Here is a 21,660-nt window from a genome sequence, read left to right on the forward strand (position 1 = left end):
ACCAACCGATCTATTCCGAGACGAGCGACGGGAGCGCGAACGGGAGGTTGTCCCGAACGGTGGTCCGGAACTCCTCGGAGAGGCCGAGCAGAACGAGGAAGTAAACCGTCGCGCCGAGGCCGACCAGACCGATGACGATCGGGAGCGAGTTTCCGATCACCAACCGGCCCAGGAGGACGACTGCAGCCATCACGACGGCGGCGAAACACTGTTTACTGATTTCTGCAACGGGGACAGTTACGTCGACGACCTGGGTGGCGTAGTAGTACCCGAGTACCAGCCCCAGTCCGGAAGAGAGCGTCGTCGCCGCTGCCGCACCGTACCAGCCGAACTGCCAGGTGAGGACGACGTTGAGGACGAGGTTCGTGACGACGAAGACGGCGTTAACGGCGAACGTGAGGTCGGGGCGATCGATCGCATCGATCGTGTTCAGGAACTGCCGCATGTAGCCGTACAGCAGTCGAGCGAACGTGAGAACGAGCAGGATGTAATAGCCCGTTTCAAAGCCGGGACCGTAGATCGTCAGAATAACGTCTCCGACCAGGGCGCTTCCGACGAGACCGGGGATAATGAACAATCCCGAATACGCGAGGCTGACGCGCAAGAGGCCGGCGATCTCCCCCCGAGAACCCTCTTCGGAGGAGATCTTACTTATCTCGGGAAAGAGCGTCTGCGAGATCGAGACCCCGAAGATGGCGAACAGCGATGCAAGATTCCACGCGACTTCGTAGACGGCGATCAGACTGTTCGAAACGAAAACGGCGAGGATGATCGTATCCATCGACATAAACGTTCGATTCTTGATCGAACTGAGCCAGGAGAACTGCGCGTAGGACTTGAGCCGAACGAACTCCCGCCGCGTCGGCCTCGTTCGCGGAATCGTCATAAAGTAGGTCCCGAGCGCCGCCGCAACGAGCGCCCCGATGACGTATCCGACAAACGCGCCGACGATCCGGAATCCGGAGAGAACCAGAAGCACCTGAATGAGACTCCGGCAGGTCCACTCGACGGGGGACAGCAGACTGGAAACGTGAACGAGATGTTGCCCATCTAGTACCTTCTGCACAAACGACAGCGCGAGTTGCGAACCGAGCATCGCGACGAGGAACCACGTCGCATCGATGCCGATGAACTCGTTCAGATACGGCCGACAGAGCAAGAGCGCGACGACGATGATCACGTAGAGTCCGAACTGGACGATCGCACCGGAGAGGACGAAGTTCCCCGTCGTGTTTTCGCTGACTCGTTTTTGAATCGCCCTGGGAAGCCCGAGCTTTCCGGCCATGGCGACCCACGCCAGTATTGAGAGCGCAACGACGTACGTCCCGTATTGCTCCTGGCCGAGCGTGCGCGTCAGGACGACCGTCGCAACGTACCCAGAAACGGACATGACGAACCGGGAGATGAAATTCACCATCGACGTCTGTCCGAATCTCATGGGTAGTCTCGTGGCCTCCTCTCTGCTGGCGAGTTTTCGCTATCGCGCTATTAATATCACGTGTTCTATCGAGACAGACCGGTGCCCGATATCAGCCCGGAACGTCTCACGGCAGAATATAACACAATAGCAGCCCGGCTATTCCACTGTCACGCTCTTTGCGAGATTCCGAGGTTTATCGATCGACCGCCCCTGCTGATTCGCGATAGCGTACGCGAACAACTGGAAGTAGACGTTTGCGACGAGCGGCGTTACCGGTCCGAGGGAGGGAACGGAAAACGCCGTATCGAGCGAGTTCGTCTCGACGGAGCCGTCGACGATCCCGATCGCGGGCGCGCCGCGGGTCTGGGCTTCGGCCACGTTGTTCAGCGTCTCCTCGGGGCGCGTTCCCTCGGTCAAGACGGCGAGGATGGGCGTGTCTTCGGTAACGAGTGCGAGCGGACCGTGTTTCAACTCGCCGGCGGCGAATCCCTCGGCGTGATCGTACGCGATTTCTTTCAGTTTCAGGGCCCCTTCCAGCGCGACGGGATAGCCGTGTGCGCGGCTGACAAAGAAGTACGCGCTGGCGTCGACGAACGCCGTGGCGGCTTCCCGAACGTCGCCTGCGTCGTCTAAGACCTGCTGAACTGCGCCCGGAAGCCCGCGGAGATCCGTCAGTACGTCCCGAGCGTCGGCGGCAGACAGCGCGTTTCGCTCCTGGGCGACGAAAACCGAGAGCAGGGCCATCGTCGTTACCTGCGAGGCGAACGTCTTCGTCGCGGCGACGCCGATCTCCGGGCCGGCCCGGATGAAGAGGCTGTCGTCGGCATCCCGCGTGACCGTACTCCCGAGCGTATTCGTGACGGCGAGCGTCCGGATTCCGGTGCCGTTCGCCCGGCGGAGTGCACCGAGGGTGTCGGCCGTCTCGCCGCTCTGGGTGACGGCGACTGTGAGCGTTCGCCGGGGGTCGCCGCCGCCGTCGACGGTGTACTCGCTCGCGAGTTCAGCCGTCGCCCGAACGTCGGCGAACGATTCGGTGAGGTGGGCGGCGTAGTGGGCGGCGTAGAACGACGTGCCGCAGGCGACGAACTGAATTTCGTCGAGCGAGTCGAGGAAGCCGGCCGGGAACGTCAGATCGAGGTCGGCCGTGCCGCGTTCGAGGTCGATTCTCCCCGAGAGCGCCTGTCGGAGAGCAGTTGGTTGTTCGTGAATCTCCTTTAGCATGTAGTGGTCGTAGCCGCCTTTTTCGGCGGCGGCGGCGTCCCACTCGACGGTATCGATCGGTCGGTCGACGACTTCGCCGTCCCGGTACACGGTCGCGTCGCCGTCCGCGAGCACCACGGTGTCCCCGTCCTCGAGATAGGTCACGTCCCGAGTGTGCTCGACGAACGCCGTCACGTCGCTGGCGAGAAACGCCGCGCCGTCGCCGTGGCCGACGACCAGCGGGCTCTCGTGGCGCGTCGCGACGATTCGATCCGAACCGGTACAGACGGCCGCAATCGCGTAGCTTCCCTCCAGTTTCGCGACCGCGGACTCGAGTGCAGCGCGGAGATCACGACCGTCGGCCAGTTCCCGCTCCAGCAGGTGAGGGACGACTTCGGTGTCGGTCTCGCTCGTGAACTCGTGGCCGTCCGCAACGAGCGTCGCCCGCAGCTCCGCGTAGTTCTCGATGATTCCGTTGTGAACGACGGCGATATCGTCGCTCATTCCGGTGTGTGGATGGGCGTTCGTATCGGTCGGCGGGCCGTGAGTCGACCAGCGGGTGTGACCGATGCCGCATGTCGCACCGGCGACGGCCGGCACGCCGAGGTTGCTCACCTCCCCCTCGCGTTTGGTGATGGTCAACCCGTCGTCCCCGAGAAGGGCCATGCCGGCGGAGTCGTAGCCGCGATAGTCGAGGTTTTCGAGCCCGCCGTGGACGATCGGTCCCGCCGGCTCGTCGCCGACGTATCCGACGATTCCACACATGTTATCCCCTCCTAACGACGGCGTCGGGTTCGATGCGACCGCCGACGTGCGCGCCGGCGTCGACGGTAGCGCCGTCGCCGATCACCGTTCCCGGATCCACGGTGACACCGCCCCCGAGGGTCGCATTATCGCCGATGACGCCGCCGAACTCGACGTTTTCGTGCGCCTCGCCGTCGACGACGATCGTACTGTCCCCGCCGGCGATGGTCGAGTTCGCGCCGACGCGTGCGTTCCCCGCGACGACCGCGTCGCGAACGACCGATCCCGCCTCGATGACCGCGTCCGGGAACACGACGGCGTTCGAGACGACCGCGTTCGCCTCGATCGTCACGTTGTCGCCGATCGCCGCGCTCCCCTCGATCGTCGCGTTCGGCCCCAGCGTCACGTCGTCTCCGATGACCGTATCCGGCGCGATCTCGCCGTCGCTTCCGCCCGCTTTCGTCGACGAGTCCGCGGCGCTGAACTCGGTGCCGCCGAGGACGGCGGCGTTGACATCGAGGAGGTCCCAGAGGTAGGACACGTCGAGCCAGGTGTCGTGTTCGCGGATCGCCCGCACGGGCCGGTTCGCGATGATCGTCTCGAGGGTCGTCGTGATCGCGAGTTCACCCTCCTCCGTCGGCGTCTCTCGAACGGCGTCGAAAATCGCGTTCGAAAAGCCGTAGACGCCGGCATTAATGAGCTGGGAGCGGGTCGGTGCGGCGGGCTTTTCGGTGATTTCGACCACCCGATCGCCCTCCAACGAGACGACGCCGTAGTCGCTCGCATGCGCGGATTGCGTTACCGAGAGGACCGGGCGGTCGGCGTCGCGTTCGAGTTCGTCTCGAACGTGTGCGACGAGCGAGGGGTCGACGATCCGGTCGCCGTTGAGAACGAGGAACGGGCCGTCGATCGCCGCATCGGCCTGGAGTACGGCGTGGGCGGTGCCGAGTTGGGTTTCCTGGGCGACGTATTCGATGTCGACATCCCACCGGTCGCCGTCGCCGAAGTAGTTCCTGATCCGTTCCTGGCGGTACCCGACGACCAGCACGATTCGGTCGATACCCGCATCCGCGAGGGCCGACACGACGTAGGCCAGTATCGGCCGGTTCGCCACCGGAACCATGGGCTTCGGTCGCCGGTTCGTCAGCGGATCGAGCCGGCGACCCTCGCCGGCCGCGAGGACGACGGCCGGCACCGTGGCATTGCTCATGCACTCCGTCGTGCGAGAATCCTTGAATAACTGCTGATGGCTCACCGTCATCGGTGAACGATTCGGCGTGCGAGGAGGAGCGCGCAGAGGACGAGTGCGACGGACGTGGTGCACGCGAGCAACGTCCACGCGGTATCGTAGCCGCGAGCGTCGACGAGATACCCGAACGTCGGCGGGGCGACGAGCGCGCCCGAATTGAGCGCGAGTTGGCCGCCCGCCGTGGCGCTTCCGATCCCGTCTCTCGGAACGATCGATCCGATACACGAGTAGTATATGCCGGTAAACCCGAGGATAAACGCGCCGAGAAGGGCGAACAGTAGCAGGGCAGCGAGCGGCGTTTCGGCGAGCGGGATCGCCGCGAAGAGGATCGCCGAGAGGCCCGCCTGTATCGCGAGCAGAGACAGCGTTGCGGTCGTCACCGTGCCGAAGACGTTGTCGGCGATCCACCCGAAGCCGATGCGGCCGACGCTACCGGTCGCCTGCGCGGCGGCGAGGGTGACGCCGGCGAAGACTGAACTCGCCCCGATCCCGTCGGCCACGTAGAGGATCGTGTAGCCGACCGTGGTGAACAGCCCCGCGCCGAGGAAAAATCCCGCGGCGACGAGCACGACGTACTCGGAGTCCCCGAGGTGTGTCCGAAGGGACGTGTCCGAGTCGTCGGTGTTCGATCCGGCGGTATCGTAGCAAACCCGGAAGCCGACGGTGACCGCCGCCGCGACGACACCTGCCCCCAGAAATGCAATCTCCCATCCGACGCGACTCGCACTCAGGGGGACCAACAGCGAGCTGAGACCGCTTCCGGCGGTCACCCCCATCTGTTTGACTCCCATCGAAACGTTGAGCCGCTCCTCCGGAATCGTGTTGAAGACTGCTTTGTTCGTGCCGGGAATGGCCGTCGCGTAGAACGCTCCGAGAACGGCCACGACAGCGAGCAGAACGGGATAAGTGGGGGCGACGATGACGAGGACGGTCGTCGTCCCGAGGCCGATCAAGCCGACGACCAGCACTCGACCCTCTCCGTACCGGTCGATAAGACGCCCGACGGGGACGACGCACGCCGTGTATCCGAGCATCAGTGCGGTCAACACGAATCCGACGGCGGTCGTCGAAAGGCCGAACTGCGTTCGAATAAACGGCGTAACCGCGTAAATAGCGTAGAAACAGACGCTCGCGGCGACCTGCCACGCGAGGATGAGAGCGGTATAGCCTTTCCAATCGCGCGGACGCAACTCGCGGGCGAAGTCCGACCCGAGTTCAGTCGGGACGGTCATCATTCGCCTCGTCGCGGCGAATACGTCGCCGGTCCGTGCGTCCATCGTGGTGTCTCCCATGCCGACCAGAGCCGTTCGGCTACCGGCGAGTGATCGATCTCGGTGCTGGCACAGCGCCGTTTCGTCCGGCTTCGATCGCGAAGACGACGGCGGAGACCGATACCGTGCGTGATCCGCCGGAAGACGGCCGATCGATCGGGGTTCGTGTCAGGGACCAAGACCAAGATGAAGGCCAGGGCCAGGCTCGAGACCATCGAATCTATCACCACAACACGTGCGGCCAGACGAAGGTAAACAACAGCCAGATGATCGCCGTCAGGACCGCGGTCATAATGGCGTTCAAGATGAGTCCCGTCCGCAACATGTGGCGCTGTTTGAGATACCCGCTCCCGAACACGATGGCGTTCGGCGGCGTCGCAACCGGCAGCGCGAACGCGAAACTGGCGGCGATCGTGCCGGCCACCGCGAGAAACAGCGCCGTCGAAAAGTCCGTGAGGCCGAGCGTCGCCGAAAAGACGCTTCCGAGACTGATCAGGATGGGAACGATGATGCTCGTCGTCGCGGCGTTCGACGTCATCTCGGTCAGGAAGACGACGAGCAGGATGACCGCGCCGATAACGAGGACGATCGGTGCCCCGACGAGCGCGCCGAAGAACGTCTCCGCGATCCACCCGGTCGCGCCCGTGTCAGCAAGGCCGTTGGCCAGCGAAATACCGCCGCCGAACAACAGCAGCGTTCCCCAGTCGATATCGACCAGTTCGTCCCACTCCATCGTGTCCGCCAGCACGAGTGCTGGAACCGCGGCGACGCCGACCATCACGTAGTACAACAACCCCTGGTGGCCTTCGACGCCGAAGACGGTCATTCCGTCCCCGCCGAAGAGCGTCGTCAGCCAGGCGGCCGAAAGATACGGCTCGAAGAAATCCCCGAGCCCGCCGAGCACCCACAGCCCGGCCGTCGCGGCGAAGATCGCCGCAACCCGCTTCCCGCGCGGACTGAGCGCTCCTTCCGCGTCGAGTTGCTCCCGAGCGGCCACTCGCGCCTCCGCCACGTCCGATATCTCGGGCGGATAGAGGACGTACGTGAGAAGAGCCCACACGAGCGGCAACGTAACGACGACGACCGGAAGCCCGATGAGGAGCCACTCCGCGAATCCGACTTCGTAGTCGAGGACGGCGTTTAGCTGCCCGACGAGGATCGCGTTCGGCGGCGTCCCGATGATCGTCCCGACGCCGCCGATGCTCGCGGCGTAGGCGGTCCCCAGGAGCATCCCGATCTGAATGTTCGTGAACTCGTCGACCGCCTCCGCCGTCCCGCCGTCCGAGGCCGTTGTGGTCGCGGTGTCGTCCGCGGCCGCCTGCTGAGCTGACGCGAGTTCATCGCGATCGAGGACCTGCGCGAGGACGCCGACTGCGATCGGGGTCATCATCGCGGTCGTTGCGGTGTTCGATACCCACATCGACAGGCCGGCGGTGACGAGCATGACGGCGAGGATGAGCCGGCGGGGCGAACTGCCCATGGTGGCCATCGCGTAGAGCGCGATTCGCCGATCGATGTTGTATTTCTGAATCGCGTTCGCGAGCATGAAGCCCGCCAGGAACAGGAAAATCAGGTGGTCGGCGAATCCCGAGAGTGCGACGTCCATATCGTCGTAGACGCCGGTTCCGGTTAGCAGAACCGGGATCGTCAGTGCGGTAACGGCGAGCGGAAGCGCGCCGGGGACCCAGAGAAAGCCCGCAAAGAACATGGTTGCGATCGCGTACTGGCCCGTCGCCGACAATCCTGCCGGGGATGGCCCAGCGGCGATCAGTACCGTTCCGAGAATCGCGACGAGGAACTGCGCGATCCGGCGTTGAGATCGACTCATGTGGCTGTGTATCATTGATACACACGATGATTAACATTATTGTTCTTAGTTCTTGTTATCCCGCCACATTCTGTGAGGGAATGTTAAAAGTGGGTGACAATAACACGGACCTGCTCGTCGGTAAGGTCCGCGCTGTAGAGTTCGAACAGCGTCCGTCGGCGCGATTGGGAGAGCGAACGATTTCCGCTCTCGAGCATCGAGATGTGGGCTTGCATGAGACCGTCGACCTCCCGTTCGACCGCCCGTTGTTCGTATCCGGCCGCGACTCGAAGCAATCGCCAGGCGAGCGGAGATATTTGATCCGGGTTCAGGCCGTCGGAACCGTTCATACGTGGTGGGATACAAGAAACCCAAAAGGTTCTGTTGGAATACGCCGCCATCAACCGCTGTCTTCCGCTTAAATCCGACCGGTACATTCGAAATGAGAACCGGAGTCGGTGACAGGAGGTTTCCGTCTGGGCACCAGCCGGTCGTGAGATGTTCGAAGCGCTGGCCGGAGAGGTCTCTCAGACAATCACGCTCCGATGCGTCGCTGTTTCTCGAAGACAGGTCGAAGCGATTTGTGGTCTGGCCGTCCCAACGGGCGACCGCGGTCGCTGGGACGACTAACTGCTCCTAGTTTGGTATCTTCAAGAGAGCGTCATAGAACGATTTGCATGGAATTCTTTTCACCCAATCTGGAGCGAACTATCCGTTCACTACACTTGCGAATAGCCCGCTTGAGTTACAATCAGATATAGATGATGTTCGTTGAGTCGTGCTGAATAGAGCGCACAAATTCAGCAGAGCCGGCTGATGCGAGTGATCGGTCGGCTACGTATTCGATGAACCCCCGTCACTCGGGAGCCGTCGGGCCATCGACATTCACTACGAGCGGGCCCGAGCCGACAAAGTTGATGATACTCACCTGCTCTGTCTCGGCGGGATTGAAATCACGGTGGACGATTCCAGGCGGAATCTGCGCGAATAGAGGAGCGGTTCCTTCAAGTCGCTGGTCACCGTCGGGACCGTACTCAAGGACCACGCTCCCTTCGACCAAATAGATGTAGACGTGACGGTCTCCATGGTGGTGCCAGTCGGTTGCTGTGTTTCCGGCGACGCGCGATTGTACCATCACGTTATTCCTGGTCTCGAAGGCCAGTCTTCTGTCAACACCCGGCGTCTCGGCAGCAGATTGGAGATCGTCCGGCGTGACGAACTCGGGACTCGCCGACCCCCCATCAGGGACAAGGCTCCCATCTCTGATCACTGGCGAATTATCGACTATATGTGCCATATGTTAACAAATCAAGTGGCAGCCTGAAAAATCTACCTCTCGGGTAGCTACTGACGCGACATACGGCAGCGAGTTTCCACCTTGTACACTGCTGATGGCTCGTCCTGATGAATACACATTCTCTATTTTGCATGCCGTTCTTGACAGAGATTGAGTAGATGGATGCTCGGTGTGTTACTTGAGTCCCCTGGACTTACCGTTTGTCGGGGAGTCATAGGATGAGTATGCGAACCGTTCTATGACACCCTCATCTTCACATCAATCGTGGCAGTTTCTCACTCGTCATAGATAAGGGAAAAATACATCAAGAAGGTAACGCATATATAGTGTGCTGATGGCGCCCTCCAGAACTGCTTCGAACGACCGTGTTCGCGCCGCATACGAACAGCTCAGAGATTTACTCGCGCAGGGTGACGGCACATTCATCGAAGAGGGGCCGGCTATTCTTCGAGACGCGATTGAAACCGACGGGTTCTTCGACGGCGTTGAGACCGAGCATGCGGAGGACTCCTACACTCGACGGCTGGTCCACCGCGAATCGGACGGACCCGTCATTCGATTCATGGAATGGCCACCGGAATACGCACTTCTGCCTCACGAACACCACGGCCGCCCTTGCTTCGAGGTGCTCGTCGACGGACAGCTCTTCGTCGCCGACATGGAAGCAGAGAAAATTGCCGGTAACGAGTACGACCTGAACGTCGTCGAGAGCACCGTTTGCAATCCGGGCGACGCGGGCATCGTCGACCCGCGGACCGGTTCGGACATTCACGCGGTCTACAGTCCGGTCCGGACGCGGTCGCTGCACGTGTACCCGGACGACAACCACTACGGAATCGGGTACGTGCCGTCGGACGAAGCGAACGACCTGTACAGAAAAGAGCGATTCCAGCTGCGTGAATAGCCGTTTCCGGCCCAGATCCGCGGCTTCCAGTTTTCCCTACGGAGGGGAGGTCACAACAACACCACTACGGGCCTACGACGGGCTGCCCGACTCTCGAATGTCCTCGATTCGACAGCGCTCGCGGCGAAGGTGCATCCCGAAGACATATAGTACTAGGTTCGGACCATTACCCATATGCAAGCAGTCGTACTGGCCGCGGGCAAGGGGACTCGCCTTCGGCCGTTGACCGAGGACAAACCAAAAGTCCTCGTCGAAGTCGACGGGACGCCGCTCATCGAGGACGTCTTCGACAATCTCCTCGACATCGGCGCGACCGAGTTCATCGTCGTCGTCGGCTACCAGAAAGAGCAGATCATCGAACGCTACGGCGACGAGTACGAGGGCGTACCGATCACGTACGCCCACCAGCGCGAGCAGCTCGGACTCGCACACGCCATCCTCCAGGCGGAACCGCACGTCGAGAACGAGTTCATGTTGATGCTCGGCGACAACGTCTTCCGCGGGAACCTCGGCGATGTCGTCAATCGCCAGCAGGAGGATCGTGCTGACGCGGCGTTTCTCGTCGAAGAGGTGCCCTACGAGGAGGCCTCGCGCTACGGCGTGCTCGATACGAACGAGTACGGCGAAATCGTCGAAGTCGTCGAAAAGCCCGACGAGCCGCCGTCGAACCTCGTGATGACCGGCTTCTATACGTTCACACCGGCGATCTTCCACGCCTGCCATCTCGTCCAACCCAGCGACCGCGGCGAGTACGAACTCCCGGACGCCATCGATCTGCTGATCCAGTCCGGGCGGACGATCGACGCGATCCGGATGGACGGCTGGCGGATCGATGTCGGCTATCCCGAGGACCGTGAAATGGCGGAGGAGCGGATACAGGGCAAAGCGCCGTCGGTCACGGATTCTGAGTCGACCTGAATCCGTATCTCGAGTGCAGTATCTCAAGCGCAAAACGACCACGCAGATGTAGCGCCGACTTTCCGCGCTCCTGATCGGTTCGAAACGCACTAACGACACCGCGTAATGAAAGCCGATATGAACGTCCTCGTCACCGGCGGTGCGGGCTTTATCGGCTCTCACATCGGCGAACGACTGTTAGAAACGGGCCACACTGTCACCGCTCTCGACGTGCTCGATCCGTACTACGATCTCGGACTCAAAGAACGGAACATCGAACGATGCCGCGACGCGGGCGGCGACCGCTACGAGTTCATCGAGGGTTCGATCACGAACGACGAACTCGTCCGCGATGTCGTCTCGAGCCAGGACATCGAGTTCATCTACCACCAGGCCGCCCAGGCCGGCGTGCGGACCAGCGTCGAGAATCCGAAAAAACCCCACGAGATCAACACGACGGGGTTGCTCAACCTGTTGCTCGCAGCCGACGAGTACGGCGTCGAACGGGTCGTCAACGCCTCGTCCTCGTCGGTGTACGGCGAGGTCGAGTATCTGCCGTACGACGAGGACCACCAGAACGTGCCCCAGAGCCCCTACGGCGTGACCAAACTCACGGCCGAGCACTACTGTCGCGTCTGGAACGAGGTCTACGACGTCCCGACCGTGAGCCTCCGCTATTTCACCGTGTACGGCCCGCGGATGCGACCGAACATGGCGATCACGAACTTCACCTCCCGCTGTCTCAACGGCGAGCCGCCGGTGATCTACGGAGATGGGAAACAGACCCGCGATTTCACCTACATCGACGATATCGTCGACGCAAATCTCTCCCTTCTCGAGACGAACGCTGCCGACGGCGAGGTCATAAACGTCGGCTCGACCGGGACCATCACGATCGAGGCGCTGGCAACTCACATCGTCGACGAGACCGGCGCGCCCGTCGATCTCGAATACGACGACGCCAAGGAAGCCGACGCGCGCCACACCCACGCGGATGTCTCGAAGGCAACCGATCTGCTCGGTTACGAGCCCACGGTCGACATTAGAGAGGGCGTCTCGCAGTTCGTCGAGTGGTACCGGGCGAACCGCGATTGGTACGAACCGCTCGTCCTGAACTCGTAGCGCAGACTCGATTCCCTTCCCGCCTGCCGAGAACTCGACCTGAGCGCGAATATCCGTTCCCGCGGCCAGTTCTCGCTCCCCCACACCGGATTTCAAATGAATCCGGCGGCCAACGGCCGGGGTGGGGCGTTCAGCCGACCGAGAGGGTGGGCGTCGATACCGACAAGAAACAGCGGTAGCGAGACTGCAGAGCCGCATTCTTGCGGTGGGTCCGCGGAGACCCATCGAATATAACATAACTATTTCTATAGAGGTAATCTAGTAGTAGTACGAACGGTAGAGAAATAGGATAGGTAGCTTACAACGGCAATTTTCGTGAACGTCGATCGGTACCAGCAGTGCGGTTATAATGGATAGATTCACACGAGACTCCCGATCGCGTTCCGGAACCGACCACACGCGAGTTCAAGATTTTGCGAAGCGGATACCGCACACCGGATTTCAGATGATTCGGTCTCAAAATCCGTCCAACGCGGTCAGTCAGTTCGGGACGGATCGATCGCCGCTGTCGTGCACCGTTTCGGTGAACTCTCGGGACGCGGTTGTTCGAGGGGGCAGTTCCGCTTGATCGACCGGGAAACCGAACCGGTCGCGTGACTTCAATACGAAGACGAAGCTATCGCTGCGCGGACAGGTATACTATCACTGCGCAGGGTAACATACCGAGAGTCAAACGACCGGATCCTGATTTTGCGAGCGAACCCATCCCGACTCTCGACCGTTCAATTCATTTGAAATCCGGTGTGGGTGTGTCGTCGAACGGATCACGACAACTGTCATCCGTGATTTCATTTGAAATCCGGTGTCGGTTCGTACTGCACAACTGGCGAAATCACGTTCCGGAGTCAATCATCGAAACGGAATTCATTTGATACGTGGTGTATCACACCCTACGGAGAGCCAAAACGAGGGACGAGTAGCTGAATACGGAAACCGTGGCCGAGATAGGGGGAGCAGGCCGATCTCCGTACAGTGGAAACGAGAAGAAAGAACTAAACGGAAATCATCTGAAAGACGGTGTATGACGCTGTTCGTGGAGGAGGGTGAAACGCTCGGCGAGTTCGCCGCCGAGCACGGTGCCGTAGCTCACTCTCGCTCCGAATCTCGCGACGATCCGCTGTCGGTCCTCGACGAGGAGGACCGGATTTTTGCGAACGAGGATCTCCTTCGCATCGATCACGTGCCCGACCAGAACAAGATCGTCGGGCGAAACAACCAGATCGAGACCGTCGCTCGGCGACTTAAGCCGACGATTTCCGGGGGGACGGGAAAGGGAACGCTCCTGCTCGGCAAATCCGGCTCGGGAAAGACACTGGTCACCCGGTACGTCAGCCGCGAGGTCGTCGGACGGGGCGAGGAAAACGGCGTTCGAATCGGACGGGCCGTCATCGATTGCGCGCAGCGCCGCTCGGAGGTCCAGACCGTGATCCACCTCGCAAAGCGGCTCAACGAGCCCGACGAAACGGGAGTGACGATTCCGCACTCCGGGATCGCGACGGGCGCGTACTACGATCGGCTGTGGCAGGTTATCGACGCGCTGTACGACGCGATAATCGTCGTGTTAGACGAGATCGATCGTCTCGCACCGCCCGACGACGTCCAGAACGTGCCGCCCGAAGAGGCCGACGACAGCAAACTCCTCATGCAACTCTCGCGGGCGGGCGAGGAGAACGACGTCGACGCGAGCATCACGGTCATCGGAATCAGCAACGACCTCAAGTACGGCGACCGCCTCGATACCCGTGTCGAGAGTTCGTTTTCGCCGGACGAAATCGTCTTTCCGGCCTACGATGCGAACCAGCTCGGGGATATTTTGACCAGGCGGCGAGACGCGTACCGCGAGGACGTGTTGACCGACGACGTGATTCCCCTCTGTTCTGCGTTTTCGGCACAGGAACACGGCGACGCGCGGCGGGCGATCGACCTCTTTCGGCTCGCGGGCGAGGTCGCCCGAGACAACGACGCAGCGCGCGTTCGCGAGGAGCACGTTCGGGTGGCGAACGACGACGCCGAGGTGACGCGGATTCAGGACCTCATTCGCGGCTGCCCGACGCAGGCGAAGATCGCGATCGGGGCGCTCGCGACGATGGACGAGTTCAGCGAGCGATCGGCGTTCAAGGCGACGGAGATGTACCGCGTCTACCGGGCGTTCGCGGAGGCGATCGATACGAACGTCCTCGGGAAAAAGCGGATCACGGATCAGCTTCGGGAGTACGAGACCCTGAAGATCATCGATATGACGCGGACGAGCGACGGCTATCGCGAGGGGACTTATCTGCAGCTCTCCTTGCTCGACGATTCGAGTCTCATTTTGCAGACGATCGGGCTCGACGAGCGCTGTGCGCGGATTCCCATCGATTCGCGGATGCGCCGGCGGATCGGCAAAATCATCGAGAGCTAACCGCCGATTGCGCGACGAACTCGGCCGGCGTTCCCCGCCGACCGGCTGAACCGCGCCCGGATCAAAAACGACTAACGCCAGCCCGACATCGCCTAGCGTAGGACTATGCACGTCTCCATCGTCGGCAGCGGGTACGTCGGGACGACGGTCGCCGCTTGCCTCGCGGACCTCGGTCACGAGGTCGTCAACGTCGAAATCGACGAGGGTATCGTCGAGACCATCAACGCCGGCGAAGCCCCGATCCACGAGTCGGGGCTCGCAGAGCGCATCGCGGAGCACGCCGGAACGAACCTGCGCGCGACGACGGACTACGCCGAGGTTCGCGAGACCGACGTGACCTTCCTCTGCCTGCCGACGCCGCAGGCCGACGACGGCAGTCTCGACCTCGCACCGATGCGCGCCGGCGCGGAGTCGCTCGGGCGCGCACTCGCGGGGAAGCCGACCGCCGGCGACGACGAGGACGACCACCTCGTCGTCGTCAAGAGCACCGTCCTCCCCGGCACCACCGAAGACGTCGTCGGACCCGTTCTCGAACGCGAATCCGGTACCGCGATCGGCGACGGAATCGACCTCGCGATGAACCCCGAGTTCTTGCGGATGGGAACGGCCGTTCGAGACTTCCTCGAACCGGACAAAGTCGTCGTCGGCGCGACGAGCGACGCTGCCGCCGCCGCGCTGCGTGAACTCTACGCCCCGATCCTCGAACGCGAGGACACCGACCTCGTCGAAACCGACGTGCGCGAAGCCGAGCTCATCAAGTACGCCAACAACGCCTTCCTCGCGTCGAAAGTCTCGCTGGTCAACGAACTCGGGAACATCGCGAAGGAGTACGGGGCGGACGCCTACGACGTACTGGCCGCCGTCGGTCTCGACGACCGCATCTCGGAACGGTTCATGCGCTCCGGACTCGGCTGGGGCGGCTCGTGCTTCCCGAAGGACGTCGCCGCGCTCCGCGCCGGCGCTCGCGAGCAGGGGTACGATCCGGACCTGCTCGACGCCGTCGTCTCGATCAACGACGAGCAACCGCGGCGACTCGTCTCCCTCCTCGAAGACCACGTCTCGCTCGCGGACGCCCGCGTCGCCGTCCTCGGCCTCTCGTTCAAACCCGGCACCGACGACATCCGAAAATCCCGCGCACTGGACGTGATCGAGACGCTCCGAAACCGCGGCGCAACCGTCGTCGCGTACGATCCGGTCGCGATCGAAAACGTCCGTACGCACCATCCTGAACTCGATACCGATCCCGCCGTCGAGTTCGCCGACTCGCCTCAGGACGCGCTCGCGGACGCCGACGGAGCCGTCGTCGCCACCGACTGGCCCGCGTTCGACGACCTCGAGTTCGACGGGATGGCCCGGAAAATCGTCGTCGACGGCCGGCGGATCGAGGTCGATCCGGATGAACTCGCGGTCTACGAGGGGCTGACCTGGTAGGGCATCGCAGGTGTGAGTACGGGACGGCGACGGTCACTCCGCGGGATGTCCGCTCCGCGAAGTGTGCATATCAGTATCCTTTTGCATACCGGCCAACGAGTGGGTATCGATGGCGGATGACGGATAACGACTCTCGCGTGCACGCAGCCGAGCCCAAGACCATCGACGGGGAGACCCACGGCGAACGCGCCAGCACGACTGTCTCTACCGACGCCGAAGCGCGAGAAATTTCGACGCACGAGGTCTGTGTCCTCGTTCCAACGCTCAATGAAGGAGCGACAATCGGGGACGTAATCGACGACTTCCGTACCCGCGGGTATCCGAACGTCCTCGTCGTCGACGGCGGCTCGACCGACGACACGAAAGCGGTCGCCCGCGACCACGGCGCACGAGTGCTCGTTCAATCCGGCGAGGGGAAGGGGCAGGCCGTCCGCGAGGCCGTCCCCCACATCGACGCACCGTACGTCCTGATGCTCGACGGAGACGGAACCTACGACCCGGCGGACGCCGAGACCATGCTCGAACCCCTCGCTCGAGGGTACGACCACGTCATCGGCAACCGGTTTGCGGACATGGACGACGACGCGATGCGGGCGCTCAACGGCGTCGGCAACCGACTGATCAACCGCTCCTTCCGCGTCATCCACGGCGCGGACTACGACGACATCCTCTCGGGCTACCGGGCGTTTACGACCGACTCGTTCGAACGCCTCTCGCTCGACTCGGACGGCTTTACCATCGAAACTGAACTCGCCGTCGAGTGCGTGAAACACGGCGTCGACACGGCGGTCGTCCCGGTGAGTTACAGTGCCCGCCCGGCCGAATCCGAGACGAATCTGCACCCGATCGCTGACGGCGGGACGATCATCTTGGCGCTGTACTCGCTCGCCAAGACTAACAACCCGCTGTTTTACTTCGGCAGCCTCGGAACTGCCGGCATCGCTGCCGGCGGCGCGATCGCGTCGTACGTCCTCTGGCGGTGGTTCCAGTACGGAGTCGGCCACGAAATCCTCGCGCTCGTCTCCGCGGCGGCGATCCTACTCGGCGTTCAGTTGCTCATGTTCGGCGTCCTCTCGGACATGCTCGTGACGCTTCATCGCGAGCAACGCCGGCGTCTCGAACAAATTACGCGAAACGCGGACGTTCAGGGAGTGGAGTCTGCCCACAGATCAGGACACAGCCACGAGTTCGGAACCGAGACCGAATCGGACGGTGTGACCGACTCGGAGACCGCGGCCGAAACCGGATCCGCAGCGGAGCCCGAGTCCGAGCCCAAACCGGATCCCTCAACCGATCCGACTGACGCCACTGACCACACCGTCACCTCCGAAACGGACCGCCGCGGCGAGTAGGGTGGTCGTCCGCTCGGTGGTTGTGTCCTGCCGCACCGTCGGAGAGAGTACGGGAGTAAGAGGGTGAGAAGGTGAGAACGTGAGAGCGGTGTCCACGGGACTGCCGTCAGAGACACGTCTTGTCGATCCGGATCGACCCAGTCGCTTACACCGCCGCTCTCGGGCGCTCAAAACGGCAACATCGACCGTACTTGCTGGAAGACACCGCCCGAGTGTTCCCGCCGGTACGCCTCGAACGGCTGATGGAGTTCGTTCAGCAACTCCTGTCGCGTGTCGAACGTTCGCGTCTGGACCTCGGCAAGCATCTCGCCCAGGCTCACGTCGTTCCCGTGGGCATCGTAGGGAATTCGTTCGTGACCGAGTGCGGCTTCGACATCGTCTTTCGTGGCCGGAAAGGTGAGATCGGCGGATCTGAGGGCGGCGTCGACGGCGGCGATCCCGAACTCGATGCTTTCCGGTTCGTCGTCGTCTCCGTTCGATGGTGGCCGGACTCCCATACCTCTCAGTAGACTGGCGAAATATAAAAACCGCTACGGACTCCGGATCCGCGCTGGCCGCTAGTATACAGTTCATATTTCCCGTGGCGACACGCATTTGGGTTCCGCGACGGAGTATTGACTGTGACCGAGTATACCACAGTTTCGATCCCGAAGGATCTCGCCGACCGCGTCGACGAGACGATCGAGGGGACGAGCTTTCAGAGTACGAGCGACCTGGTTCGGTTCCTGTTGCGCAGTATCGTTATTCAACACCAGAAACAGGGGAAGCTGACGGAAGCCGAGTTCGAGGAAATCACCGAACAACTTCGGGGGTTGGGGTATCTCGAGTAGCGAGCGATGAGTAAGGGCTGCGAGTGTCGAGTACCGAGTAGTGATAACGTGTAACGGGTTTGCGTTCAGTGCGGCCAATAGGTTTACTGACCTTTGCAGGCCCGAAACCACCAGTGGGACTTTCCGCATCGAGTCGCTAGTTCGAGATGGAGGGTAGATAGATGCCACACGTTCCGAACTTCCCAACGCCGACGGACGGCGACGATGATGAGAACGACAGTGGATCTTCGCCGAATCGACGGGGTATCATCGATCGAATTATCGATGATGGCAACTGGCCGTCACCGACTGGCGACTAAGACTGACGCCACCGATCAATTTTCTTTGATTCGCGTTCCGTGCCGTCTCGTGATACAGCTCGGCCACACGCGGAGACGAATCTTCCATCTTCCGTCAGTAGTGTGTCTCAATCAGTCAACGTCTGTTCCGGCGGACTGGCATCGAGGATCTCGAGGGGTTGGCGCGTGCCGCTTCGATCGAACACGCCGAAGGAGTCTTCGGCGTCCGTCCACGGTGGCACGGCGACGAAGACGACCTGTGCGAGATCATCCCGCCTCGTTACTTCGAGTTCACGAAGCGGATGGGAAACGAATTGGCCCTGGGCCTGTCCGGCCGGCGTGGATAGATCGACGCCGAAGACGGCGTTGATGGCGTTGCCCGGATCTGGAAGGTAGAAGTCCGTAAAGACCGGCGTATCGGGTGGGAGTGTGTCCGCATCGTCACCGGCGAGTTCGCTTGCGGGAGTGACCGAGACGCCGGTGGCCACGCGGTCGGGATCGGCGTCGCTGGCGAGGTCGAGCAACACGTCGACGAGTGCACGCGTGATGTAAACCACAGTCGAGATACGACGAGCGGATAGTTAGATGTATCCCTGGCACGGGCGCGAGGCCGAACCTGTCGGTGAACTCGGAGACGAACGCTGCGAGCGAAACGGGGCACCGCAGTCGATCGGCGGTGGCTGAACCGAGCGCGTCTACAGCGGAAGGAATCGTCGAGCCATCCCGGCGTACAGCCGCGGCGTGCCTCGCCGCGAGTTCAGGAGCGCATTTTCGAGGGCGACTGCTGCAGCGGTGGTCACGCCGGAGCCGTGGCCGACGAGGACGCGCTCGGGTGCGAACCCGCTGAGGGCATCCGTCGGCGGGGAGAGCCGCAACACTGGATGGACGCCGAGGCGTTCGTCGCCGGCGAGGAAGTAGCTGCTCGTCCCGACGGCTTCGGGGACCAGCAGGGTGCCGTTGTCCGGATTGTAGACCGCAACTTCCTGCCAGAATCGGTTGTCCACGACGGTGTGTGCTTCGAGCCCGGTATCGGAGATGTCGTCGGAAAAGCGAGCGACCGGTGCGTCGAGCTCGTCCGTGACGCCGTCGAAGAACTCCGGGAGATAGACCGGCACGTCGTGTCGGTTCGCGAGTTCGGCGGCGTCGCGCGTGTGACGGTCGAGGCAGACGACGACGCCGGCGACCTCGCCGAGGTCGGCGAGCAGCCGATCGACACCCTCGACGTCGACCGGATCGAACACCCAGACATCGTCACCCGAGGGCGTGCGGTCGCCGTCGACGACGAGGGCGTGGCTCGCGCGTTGCATCCGCTCGTCGGGATGGGCGATCCAGCCGACGCCACCGTCGAAGCGGTCGATTTCAACGAACTCGGTTGCGCGCTCGTCGACGCGAAAGGACATGCGAGTTGCTACGTGGGGTCCTCCCATAAACGTGACAGTGGCTGGTGCCGATATGCGACCATCGGCGCCGTCGCACAGCCTGCGTGCCGGCAACGCATCTATGTGCCACTCCTGCGTAGACGGGCGTAGAGACAGATGCTCACCGGACTCTCCTGGCTCGCCCTCGAGGTCAAGGATCTCGACGCAGCGCGCGAGTTCTACACCGACCTGCTCGAGTTGCCGGTGCGGACGGATCGCGAGACGGGCGCGGCGGCATCGGACCCGAAGCCGGACTCGGAATCGAACGCAGAACTCGCCGTTACCGCCGGCGACACGTCCCTCATCCTCCGTCGGCCCGAAAGCGTTCCGCGCGGCGGACTCCACACCCATTATGCGTTCTCGATTCCGGCCGCGGAGTACGACGACTGGTGGACCCGACTGACGGACGCCGGCTACGAACTCGAGGAAGCCCAGTTCGGCCCCGCAACGTCGCTCTACCTCTACGATCCCGACGGAAACTGCGTCGAACTCGGCCAACAGGACGTTGCCGGCCCGGGAATCGACGGCATCTTCGAAGTCGTCCTCGAAGTCGAATCCCTCGACCGCGCTCGGTCGTTCTACACTGCGCTTGGCTTCGAGACGGCCGACACCGGCGAGAACAGAACCCGCGTTCGCCTGGACGGTCCGGTGGCACTCGAGTTGTGGGAACCCCATCTCGGCATCGCAAACGCGAGAGGAGGCGTCCACGTCGATCTCGGATTCGAAACCGAGACACCGCTGGCCGAACTCGAGGCGGTCGCCGATCGGGTGCGGCAGGTCGACCGGAAGACGGACGACGAAGTCGTCGTTCGCGATCCGGACGGTCACGTCGTGACGTTCGTGTCGCCGTAGTTCGCAACCGCAACGCTACTCGGTAAGCGGAAGCACGATGCCGAAGACCCAGGGGGAGAAGAATCCGATCAAGAGGCCGAGTACCTCGGCGTAGAAAAAGAGGGTGTGTTCCCAGCCGGGCAGGCCACCGTAGAAGGCGTTTCCGGCGAGTTCACCGCCGGCACCGAGGGCGAACACGCCGAGGCCGAGCAGGAAGCCGGTTTTGGTCAGACGGGCGTAATCGAGTGAACCGTAACGTCCCATACGCAGTCGTCTCGCTCCAGTACCCTAATCGTTATGAGATGTTGCCGCCAGTGGCTACAATCTGTCAGTACTCACGTCGACGCCGGGCGGCGTGACAAGCAAGAATCCGCGGAAGTGGACCAGGTTGCCGCCGGATTCTCTGACGTCGCGGGCGAATCCGGACGCGAGGTCATTGACGTCGCCCTCGACGCAGAGGACGAGGACGTTTCCCTTCGAAATCGCCTCTAACCACTCGTTCGGCGGCGTCTCTCCGTCGAGGACGCCGAGTACGATGCTTCCTTCGATGTCGAGTTCCTCGTCGATGTGTTCCTCGACCGCCCGGAGATCGAGGTCGAAGTCGCTCATGTGGGCTTCCTGGGAGCGCGATGAGAAAAACGTTCCTCTGCTAGAGAGTGTTCGGATCTCGATCAGTCGCTCGGGAACTCCTTTTGAAACCCGCGGAACTCCGTCCGATGGGCCTCCTCGTCGGATAGAATCGTCACGGCGACGTCTTCTGTCACCGGGTCGTTCGCCTCGGTAGCGGCCTCGTGAAGCGACTGGTAGGTTTCGATCGCGTCCTCTTCGGCCTCGAGTACGCCCTCGATGACTGATTGGACGTCGGTCGTGTCTTCGGGCGGCTGCAGGCCCGACTGGCTCGCCTCGAAGGCCGCCGAGCCGGGCGGTGACTGCTCGAGTTGTTTCAGCCGATTCCCGAGCATTCGGGCGTGTTCGAGTTCTTCTTGGACGTCGGCTTCGAGACTCTCTTTGACCTCTTCGGCGTGGACGCCGTCGAGAACGATCGCGTTGGTCAGGTAGTTCATCACGGTCTCCAATTCGTCGACGTAGGCCTCGGTCAGCAGTTCGGTGATCTCGTCGGTCGTCATACGGATGACCGTTCACCGACGGAGAGTAAAGTAGTGATACCTGCATACGAGACACACGCGAGGCCGGCAGTGATTTATTCG

At 62.3% G+C, this 21,660-nt stretch carries 22 protein-coding genes; 9 read left to right on the plus strand and 13 right to left on the minus strand.

The features are described from left to right. Positions 1–10 precede the first annotated feature (10 nt). From C480_RS13490 to C480_RS13520, 7 genes are all read right to left on the minus strand, one after another. Complete coding sequence (locus tag C480_RS13490) at positions 11–1,417, minus strand: oligosaccharide flippase family protein (protein ID WP_006666170.1); 1,407 nt, start codon at positions 1,415–1,417, stop codon at positions 11–13. 159 nt (positions 1,418–1,576) lie between these two features. Continuing rightward, entirely contained in the window at positions 1,577–3,385 is a 1,809-nt protein-coding gene (gene glmS / locus C480_RS13495) for a glutamine--fructose-6-phosphate transaminase (isomerizing) (RefSeq protein WP_006666171.1), read from the minus strand. A 1-nt stretch (position 3,386) separates the two neighbouring features. After that, on the minus strand, positions 3,387–4,574 hold the full coding sequence (locus C480_RS13500; protein ID WP_006666172.1) for a sugar phosphate nucleotidyltransferase: 1,188 nt from the start codon (positions 4,572–4,574) through the stop codon (positions 3,387–3,389). Between the two features lie 47 nt (positions 4,575–4,621). Further along, positions 4,622–5,845 carry an MFS transporter gene (locus C480_RS13505; RefSeq protein ID WP_049903713.1) on the minus strand — a complete coding sequence of 408 codons (1,224 nt, stop codon included), beginning with the start codon at positions 5,843–5,845 and terminating at the stop codon, positions 4,622–4,624. Positions 5,846–6,107: 262 nt separating this feature from the next. Further along, complete coding sequence (locus C480_RS13510; RefSeq protein WP_049903663.1) at positions 6,108–7,727, minus strand: SLC13 family permease; 1,620 nt, start codon at positions 7,725–7,727, stop codon at positions 6,108–6,110. A 68-nt stretch (positions 7,728–7,795) separates the two neighbouring features. Continuing rightward, complete coding sequence (locus tag C480_RS13515) at positions 7,796–8,041, minus strand: hypothetical protein (RefSeq protein WP_006666175.1); 246 nt, start codon at positions 8,039–8,041, stop codon at positions 7,796–7,798. A gap of 506 nt (positions 8,042–8,547) precedes the next feature. Beyond that, complete coding sequence (locus C480_RS13520) at positions 8,548–8,988, minus strand: cupin domain-containing protein (protein WP_206537312.1); 441 nt, start codon at positions 8,986–8,988, stop codon at positions 8,548–8,550. A 334-nt stretch (positions 8,989–9,322) separates the two neighbouring features. Here C480_RS13520 and C480_RS13525 point away from each other — a divergent pair, with 334 nt between their 5' ends. From C480_RS13525 to aglJ, 6 genes are all read left to right on the plus strand, one after another. After that, complete coding sequence (locus C480_RS13525; RefSeq protein WP_006666177.1) at positions 9,323–9,892, plus strand: cupin domain-containing protein; 570 nt, start codon at positions 9,323–9,325, stop codon at positions 9,890–9,892. Between the two features lie 174 nt (positions 9,893–10,066). Continuing rightward, positions 10,067–10,810, plus strand: coding sequence for a UTP--glucose-1-phosphate uridylyltransferase AglF (aglF, locus tag C480_RS13530; protein ID WP_006666178.1), 744 nt, complete (start codon positions 10,067–10,069; stop codon positions 10,808–10,810). Between the two features lie 117 nt (positions 10,811–10,927). Then, the gene (locus C480_RS13535) at positions 10,928–11,911 is read left to right on the plus strand and encodes a GDP-mannose 4,6-dehydratase (protein WP_006666179.1); all 984 of its coding nucleotides are present in this window, start codon (positions 10,928–10,930) and stop codon (positions 11,909–11,911) included. Between the two features lie 1,021 nt (positions 11,912–12,932). Then, on the plus strand, positions 12,933–14,312 hold the full coding sequence (locus C480_RS13540) for a Cdc6/Cdc18 family protein (protein WP_006666180.1): 1,380 nt from the start codon (positions 12,933–12,935) through the stop codon (positions 14,310–14,312). A 105-nt stretch (positions 14,313–14,417) separates the two neighbouring features. After that, positions 14,418–15,743, plus strand: coding sequence for a UDP-glucose 6-dehydrogenase AglM (gene aglM / locus C480_RS13545; protein ID WP_006666181.1), 1,326 nt, complete (start codon positions 14,418–14,420; stop codon positions 15,741–15,743). 116 nt (positions 15,744–15,859) lie between these two features. Continuing rightward, complete coding sequence (aglJ, locus tag C480_RS13550) at positions 15,860–17,095, plus strand: S-layer glycoprotein N-glycosyltransferase AglJ (RefSeq protein WP_006666182.1); 1,236 nt, start codon at positions 15,860–15,862, stop codon at positions 17,093–17,095. A gap of 167 nt (positions 17,096–17,262) precedes the next feature. On the opposite strand, the gene C480_RS13555 is transcribed toward aglJ, so the two are convergent. Next, positions 17,263–17,592 (minus strand): DUF5789 family protein, encoded by a 330-nt coding sequence (locus C480_RS13555; protein ID WP_006666183.1) that lies wholly within the window; start codon positions 17,590–17,592, stop codon positions 17,263–17,265. Between the two features lie 123 nt (positions 17,593–17,715). Between C480_RS13555 and C480_RS13560 the strand changes: the two genes are divergently transcribed. Further along, positions 17,716–17,925: a ribbon-helix-helix domain-containing protein gene (locus C480_RS13560; protein WP_006666184.1), complete on the plus strand. Its 210-nt coding sequence runs from the start codon at positions 17,716–17,718 to the stop codon at positions 17,923–17,925. Between the two features lie 161 nt (positions 17,926–18,086). Further along, positions 18,087–18,224, plus strand: coding sequence for a hypothetical protein (locus tag C480_RS23850; protein WP_162832067.1), 138 nt, complete (start codon positions 18,087–18,089; stop codon positions 18,222–18,224). A gap of 107 nt (positions 18,225–18,331) precedes the next feature. On the opposite strand, the gene C480_RS13565 is transcribed toward C480_RS23850, so the two are convergent. Together C480_RS13565 and C480_RS13570 are read right to left on the minus strand one after the other, a co-directional pair. Further along, entirely contained in the window at positions 18,332–18,760 is a 429-nt protein-coding gene (locus C480_RS13565; RefSeq protein ID WP_006108208.1) for a hypothetical protein, read from the minus strand. Between the two features lie 138 nt (positions 18,761–18,898). Next, positions 18,899–19,603, minus strand: a complete 705-nt coding sequence (locus C480_RS13570; RefSeq protein ID WP_006666185.1) for a hypothetical protein — start codon at positions 19,601–19,603, stop codon at positions 18,899–18,901. A gap of 135 nt (positions 19,604–19,738) precedes the next feature. Between C480_RS13570 and C480_RS13575 the strand changes: the two genes are divergently transcribed. Next, positions 19,739–20,473 (plus strand): VOC family protein, encoded by a 735-nt coding sequence (locus C480_RS13575; RefSeq protein ID WP_006666186.1) that lies wholly within the window; start codon positions 19,739–19,741, stop codon positions 20,471–20,473. A 15-nt stretch (positions 20,474–20,488) separates the two neighbouring features. Here C480_RS13575 and C480_RS13580 read toward each other — a convergent pair whose 3' ends face one another. The 3 genes from C480_RS13580 to C480_RS13590 all read right to left on the minus strand — a co-directional run bounded on the left by C480_RS13580 (position 20,489) and on the right by C480_RS13590 (position 21,579). Further along, the gene (locus C480_RS13580; RefSeq protein WP_006666187.1) at positions 20,489–20,716 is read right to left on the minus strand and encodes a DUF7860 family protein; all 228 of its coding nucleotides are present in this window, start codon (positions 20,714–20,716) and stop codon (positions 20,489–20,491) included. Between the two features lie 54 nt (positions 20,717–20,770). Then, a complete protein-coding gene (locus tag C480_RS13585; protein WP_006666188.1) occupies positions 20,771–21,061 on the minus strand; it encodes a DUF5779 family protein in 291 nt (96 codons plus the stop codon). Positions 21,062–21,123: 62 nt separating this feature from the next. Continuing rightward, entirely contained in the window at positions 21,124–21,579 is a 456-nt protein-coding gene (locus C480_RS13590) for a ferritin-like domain-containing protein (RefSeq protein ID WP_006666189.1), read from the minus strand. Positions 21,580–21,660 lie beyond the last annotated feature (81 nt).

It is taken from the genome of Natrialba aegyptia DSM 13077, assembly GCF_000337535.1.
GTDB classification, from domain to species: Archaea; Halobacteriota; Halobacteria; order Halobacteriales; family Natrialbaceae; genus Natrialba; species Natrialba aegyptia.

What these genes read in the sequence shown, in the direction of transcription:
- glmS (WP_006666171.1), bottom strand. Translation starts at nt 3,385, where the DNA reads ATGTGTGGAATCGTCGGATACGTCGGCGACGAGCCGGCGGGACCGATC.
- aglJ (WP_006666182.1), top strand. Translation starts at nt 15,860, where the DNA reads ATGACGGATAACGACTCTCGCGTGCACGCAGCCGAGCCCAAGACCATC.
- aglF (WP_006666178.1), top strand. Translation starts at nt 10,067, where the DNA reads ATGCAAGCAGTCGTACTGGCCGCGGGCAAGGGGACTCGCCTTCGGCCG.
- C480_RS13580 (WP_006666187.1), bottom strand. Translation starts at nt 20,716, where the DNA reads ATGGGACGTTACGGTTCACTCGATTACGCCCGTCTGACCAAAACCGGC.
- C480_RS13535 (WP_006666179.1), top strand. Translation starts at nt 10,928, where the DNA reads ATGAACGTCCTCGTCACCGGCGGTGCGGGCTTTATCGGCTCTCACATC.
- C480_RS13585 (WP_006666188.1), bottom strand. Translation starts at nt 21,061, where the DNA reads ATGAGCGACTTCGACCTCGATCTCCGGGCGGTCGAGGAACACATCGAC.
- C480_RS13505 (WP_049903713.1), bottom strand. Translation starts at nt 5,845, where the DNA reads ATGACCGTCCCGACTGAACTCGGGTCGGACTTCGCCCGCGAGTTGCGT.
- aglM (WP_006666181.1), top strand. Translation starts at nt 14,418, where the DNA reads ATGCACGTCTCCATCGTCGGCAGCGGGTACGTCGGGACGACGGTCGCC.
- C480_RS13510 (WP_049903663.1), bottom strand. Translation starts at nt 7,727, where the DNA reads ATGATACACAGCCACATGAGTCGATCTCAACGCCGGATCGCGCAGTTC.
- C480_RS13515 (WP_006666175.1), bottom strand. Translation starts at nt 8,041, where the DNA reads ATGAACGGTTCCGACGGCCTGAACCCGGATCAAATATCTCCGCTCGCC.
- C480_RS13575 (WP_006666186.1), top strand. Translation starts at nt 19,739, where the DNA reads ATGCTCACCGGACTCTCCTGGCTCGCCCTCGAGGTCAAGGATCTCGAC.
- C480_RS13500 (WP_006666172.1), bottom strand. Translation starts at nt 4,574, where the DNA reads ATGAGCAATGCCACGGTGCCGGCCGTCGTCCTCGCGGCCGGCGAGGGT.
- C480_RS23850 (WP_162832067.1), top strand. Translation starts at nt 18,087, where the DNA reads ATGCCACACGTTCCGAACTTCCCAACGCCGACGGACGGCGACGATGAT.
- C480_RS13525 (WP_006666177.1), top strand. Translation starts at nt 9,323, where the DNA reads ATGGCGCCCTCCAGAACTGCTTCGAACGACCGTGTTCGCGCCGCATAC.
- C480_RS13590 (WP_006666189.1), bottom strand. Translation starts at nt 21,579, where the DNA reads ATGACGACCGACGAGATCACCGAACTGCTGACCGAGGCCTACGTCGAC.
- C480_RS13555 (WP_006666183.1), bottom strand. Translation starts at nt 17,592, where the DNA reads ATGGGAGTCCGGCCACCATCGAACGGAGACGACGACGAACCGGAAAGC.
- C480_RS13540 (WP_006666180.1), top strand. Translation starts at nt 12,933, where the DNA reads ATGACGCTGTTCGTGGAGGAGGGTGAAACGCTCGGCGAGTTCGCCGCC.
- C480_RS13570 (WP_006666185.1), bottom strand. Translation starts at nt 19,603, where the DNA reads ATGTCCTTTCGCGTCGACGAGCGCGCAACCGAGTTCGTTGAAATCGAC.
- C480_RS13520 (WP_206537312.1), bottom strand. Translation starts at nt 8,988, where the DNA reads ATGGCACATATAGTCGATAATTCGCCAGTGATCAGAGATGGGAGCCTT.
- C480_RS13490 (WP_006666170.1), bottom strand. Translation starts at nt 1,417, where the DNA reads ATGGTGAATTTCATCTCCCGGTTCGTCATGTCCGTTTCTGGGTACGTT.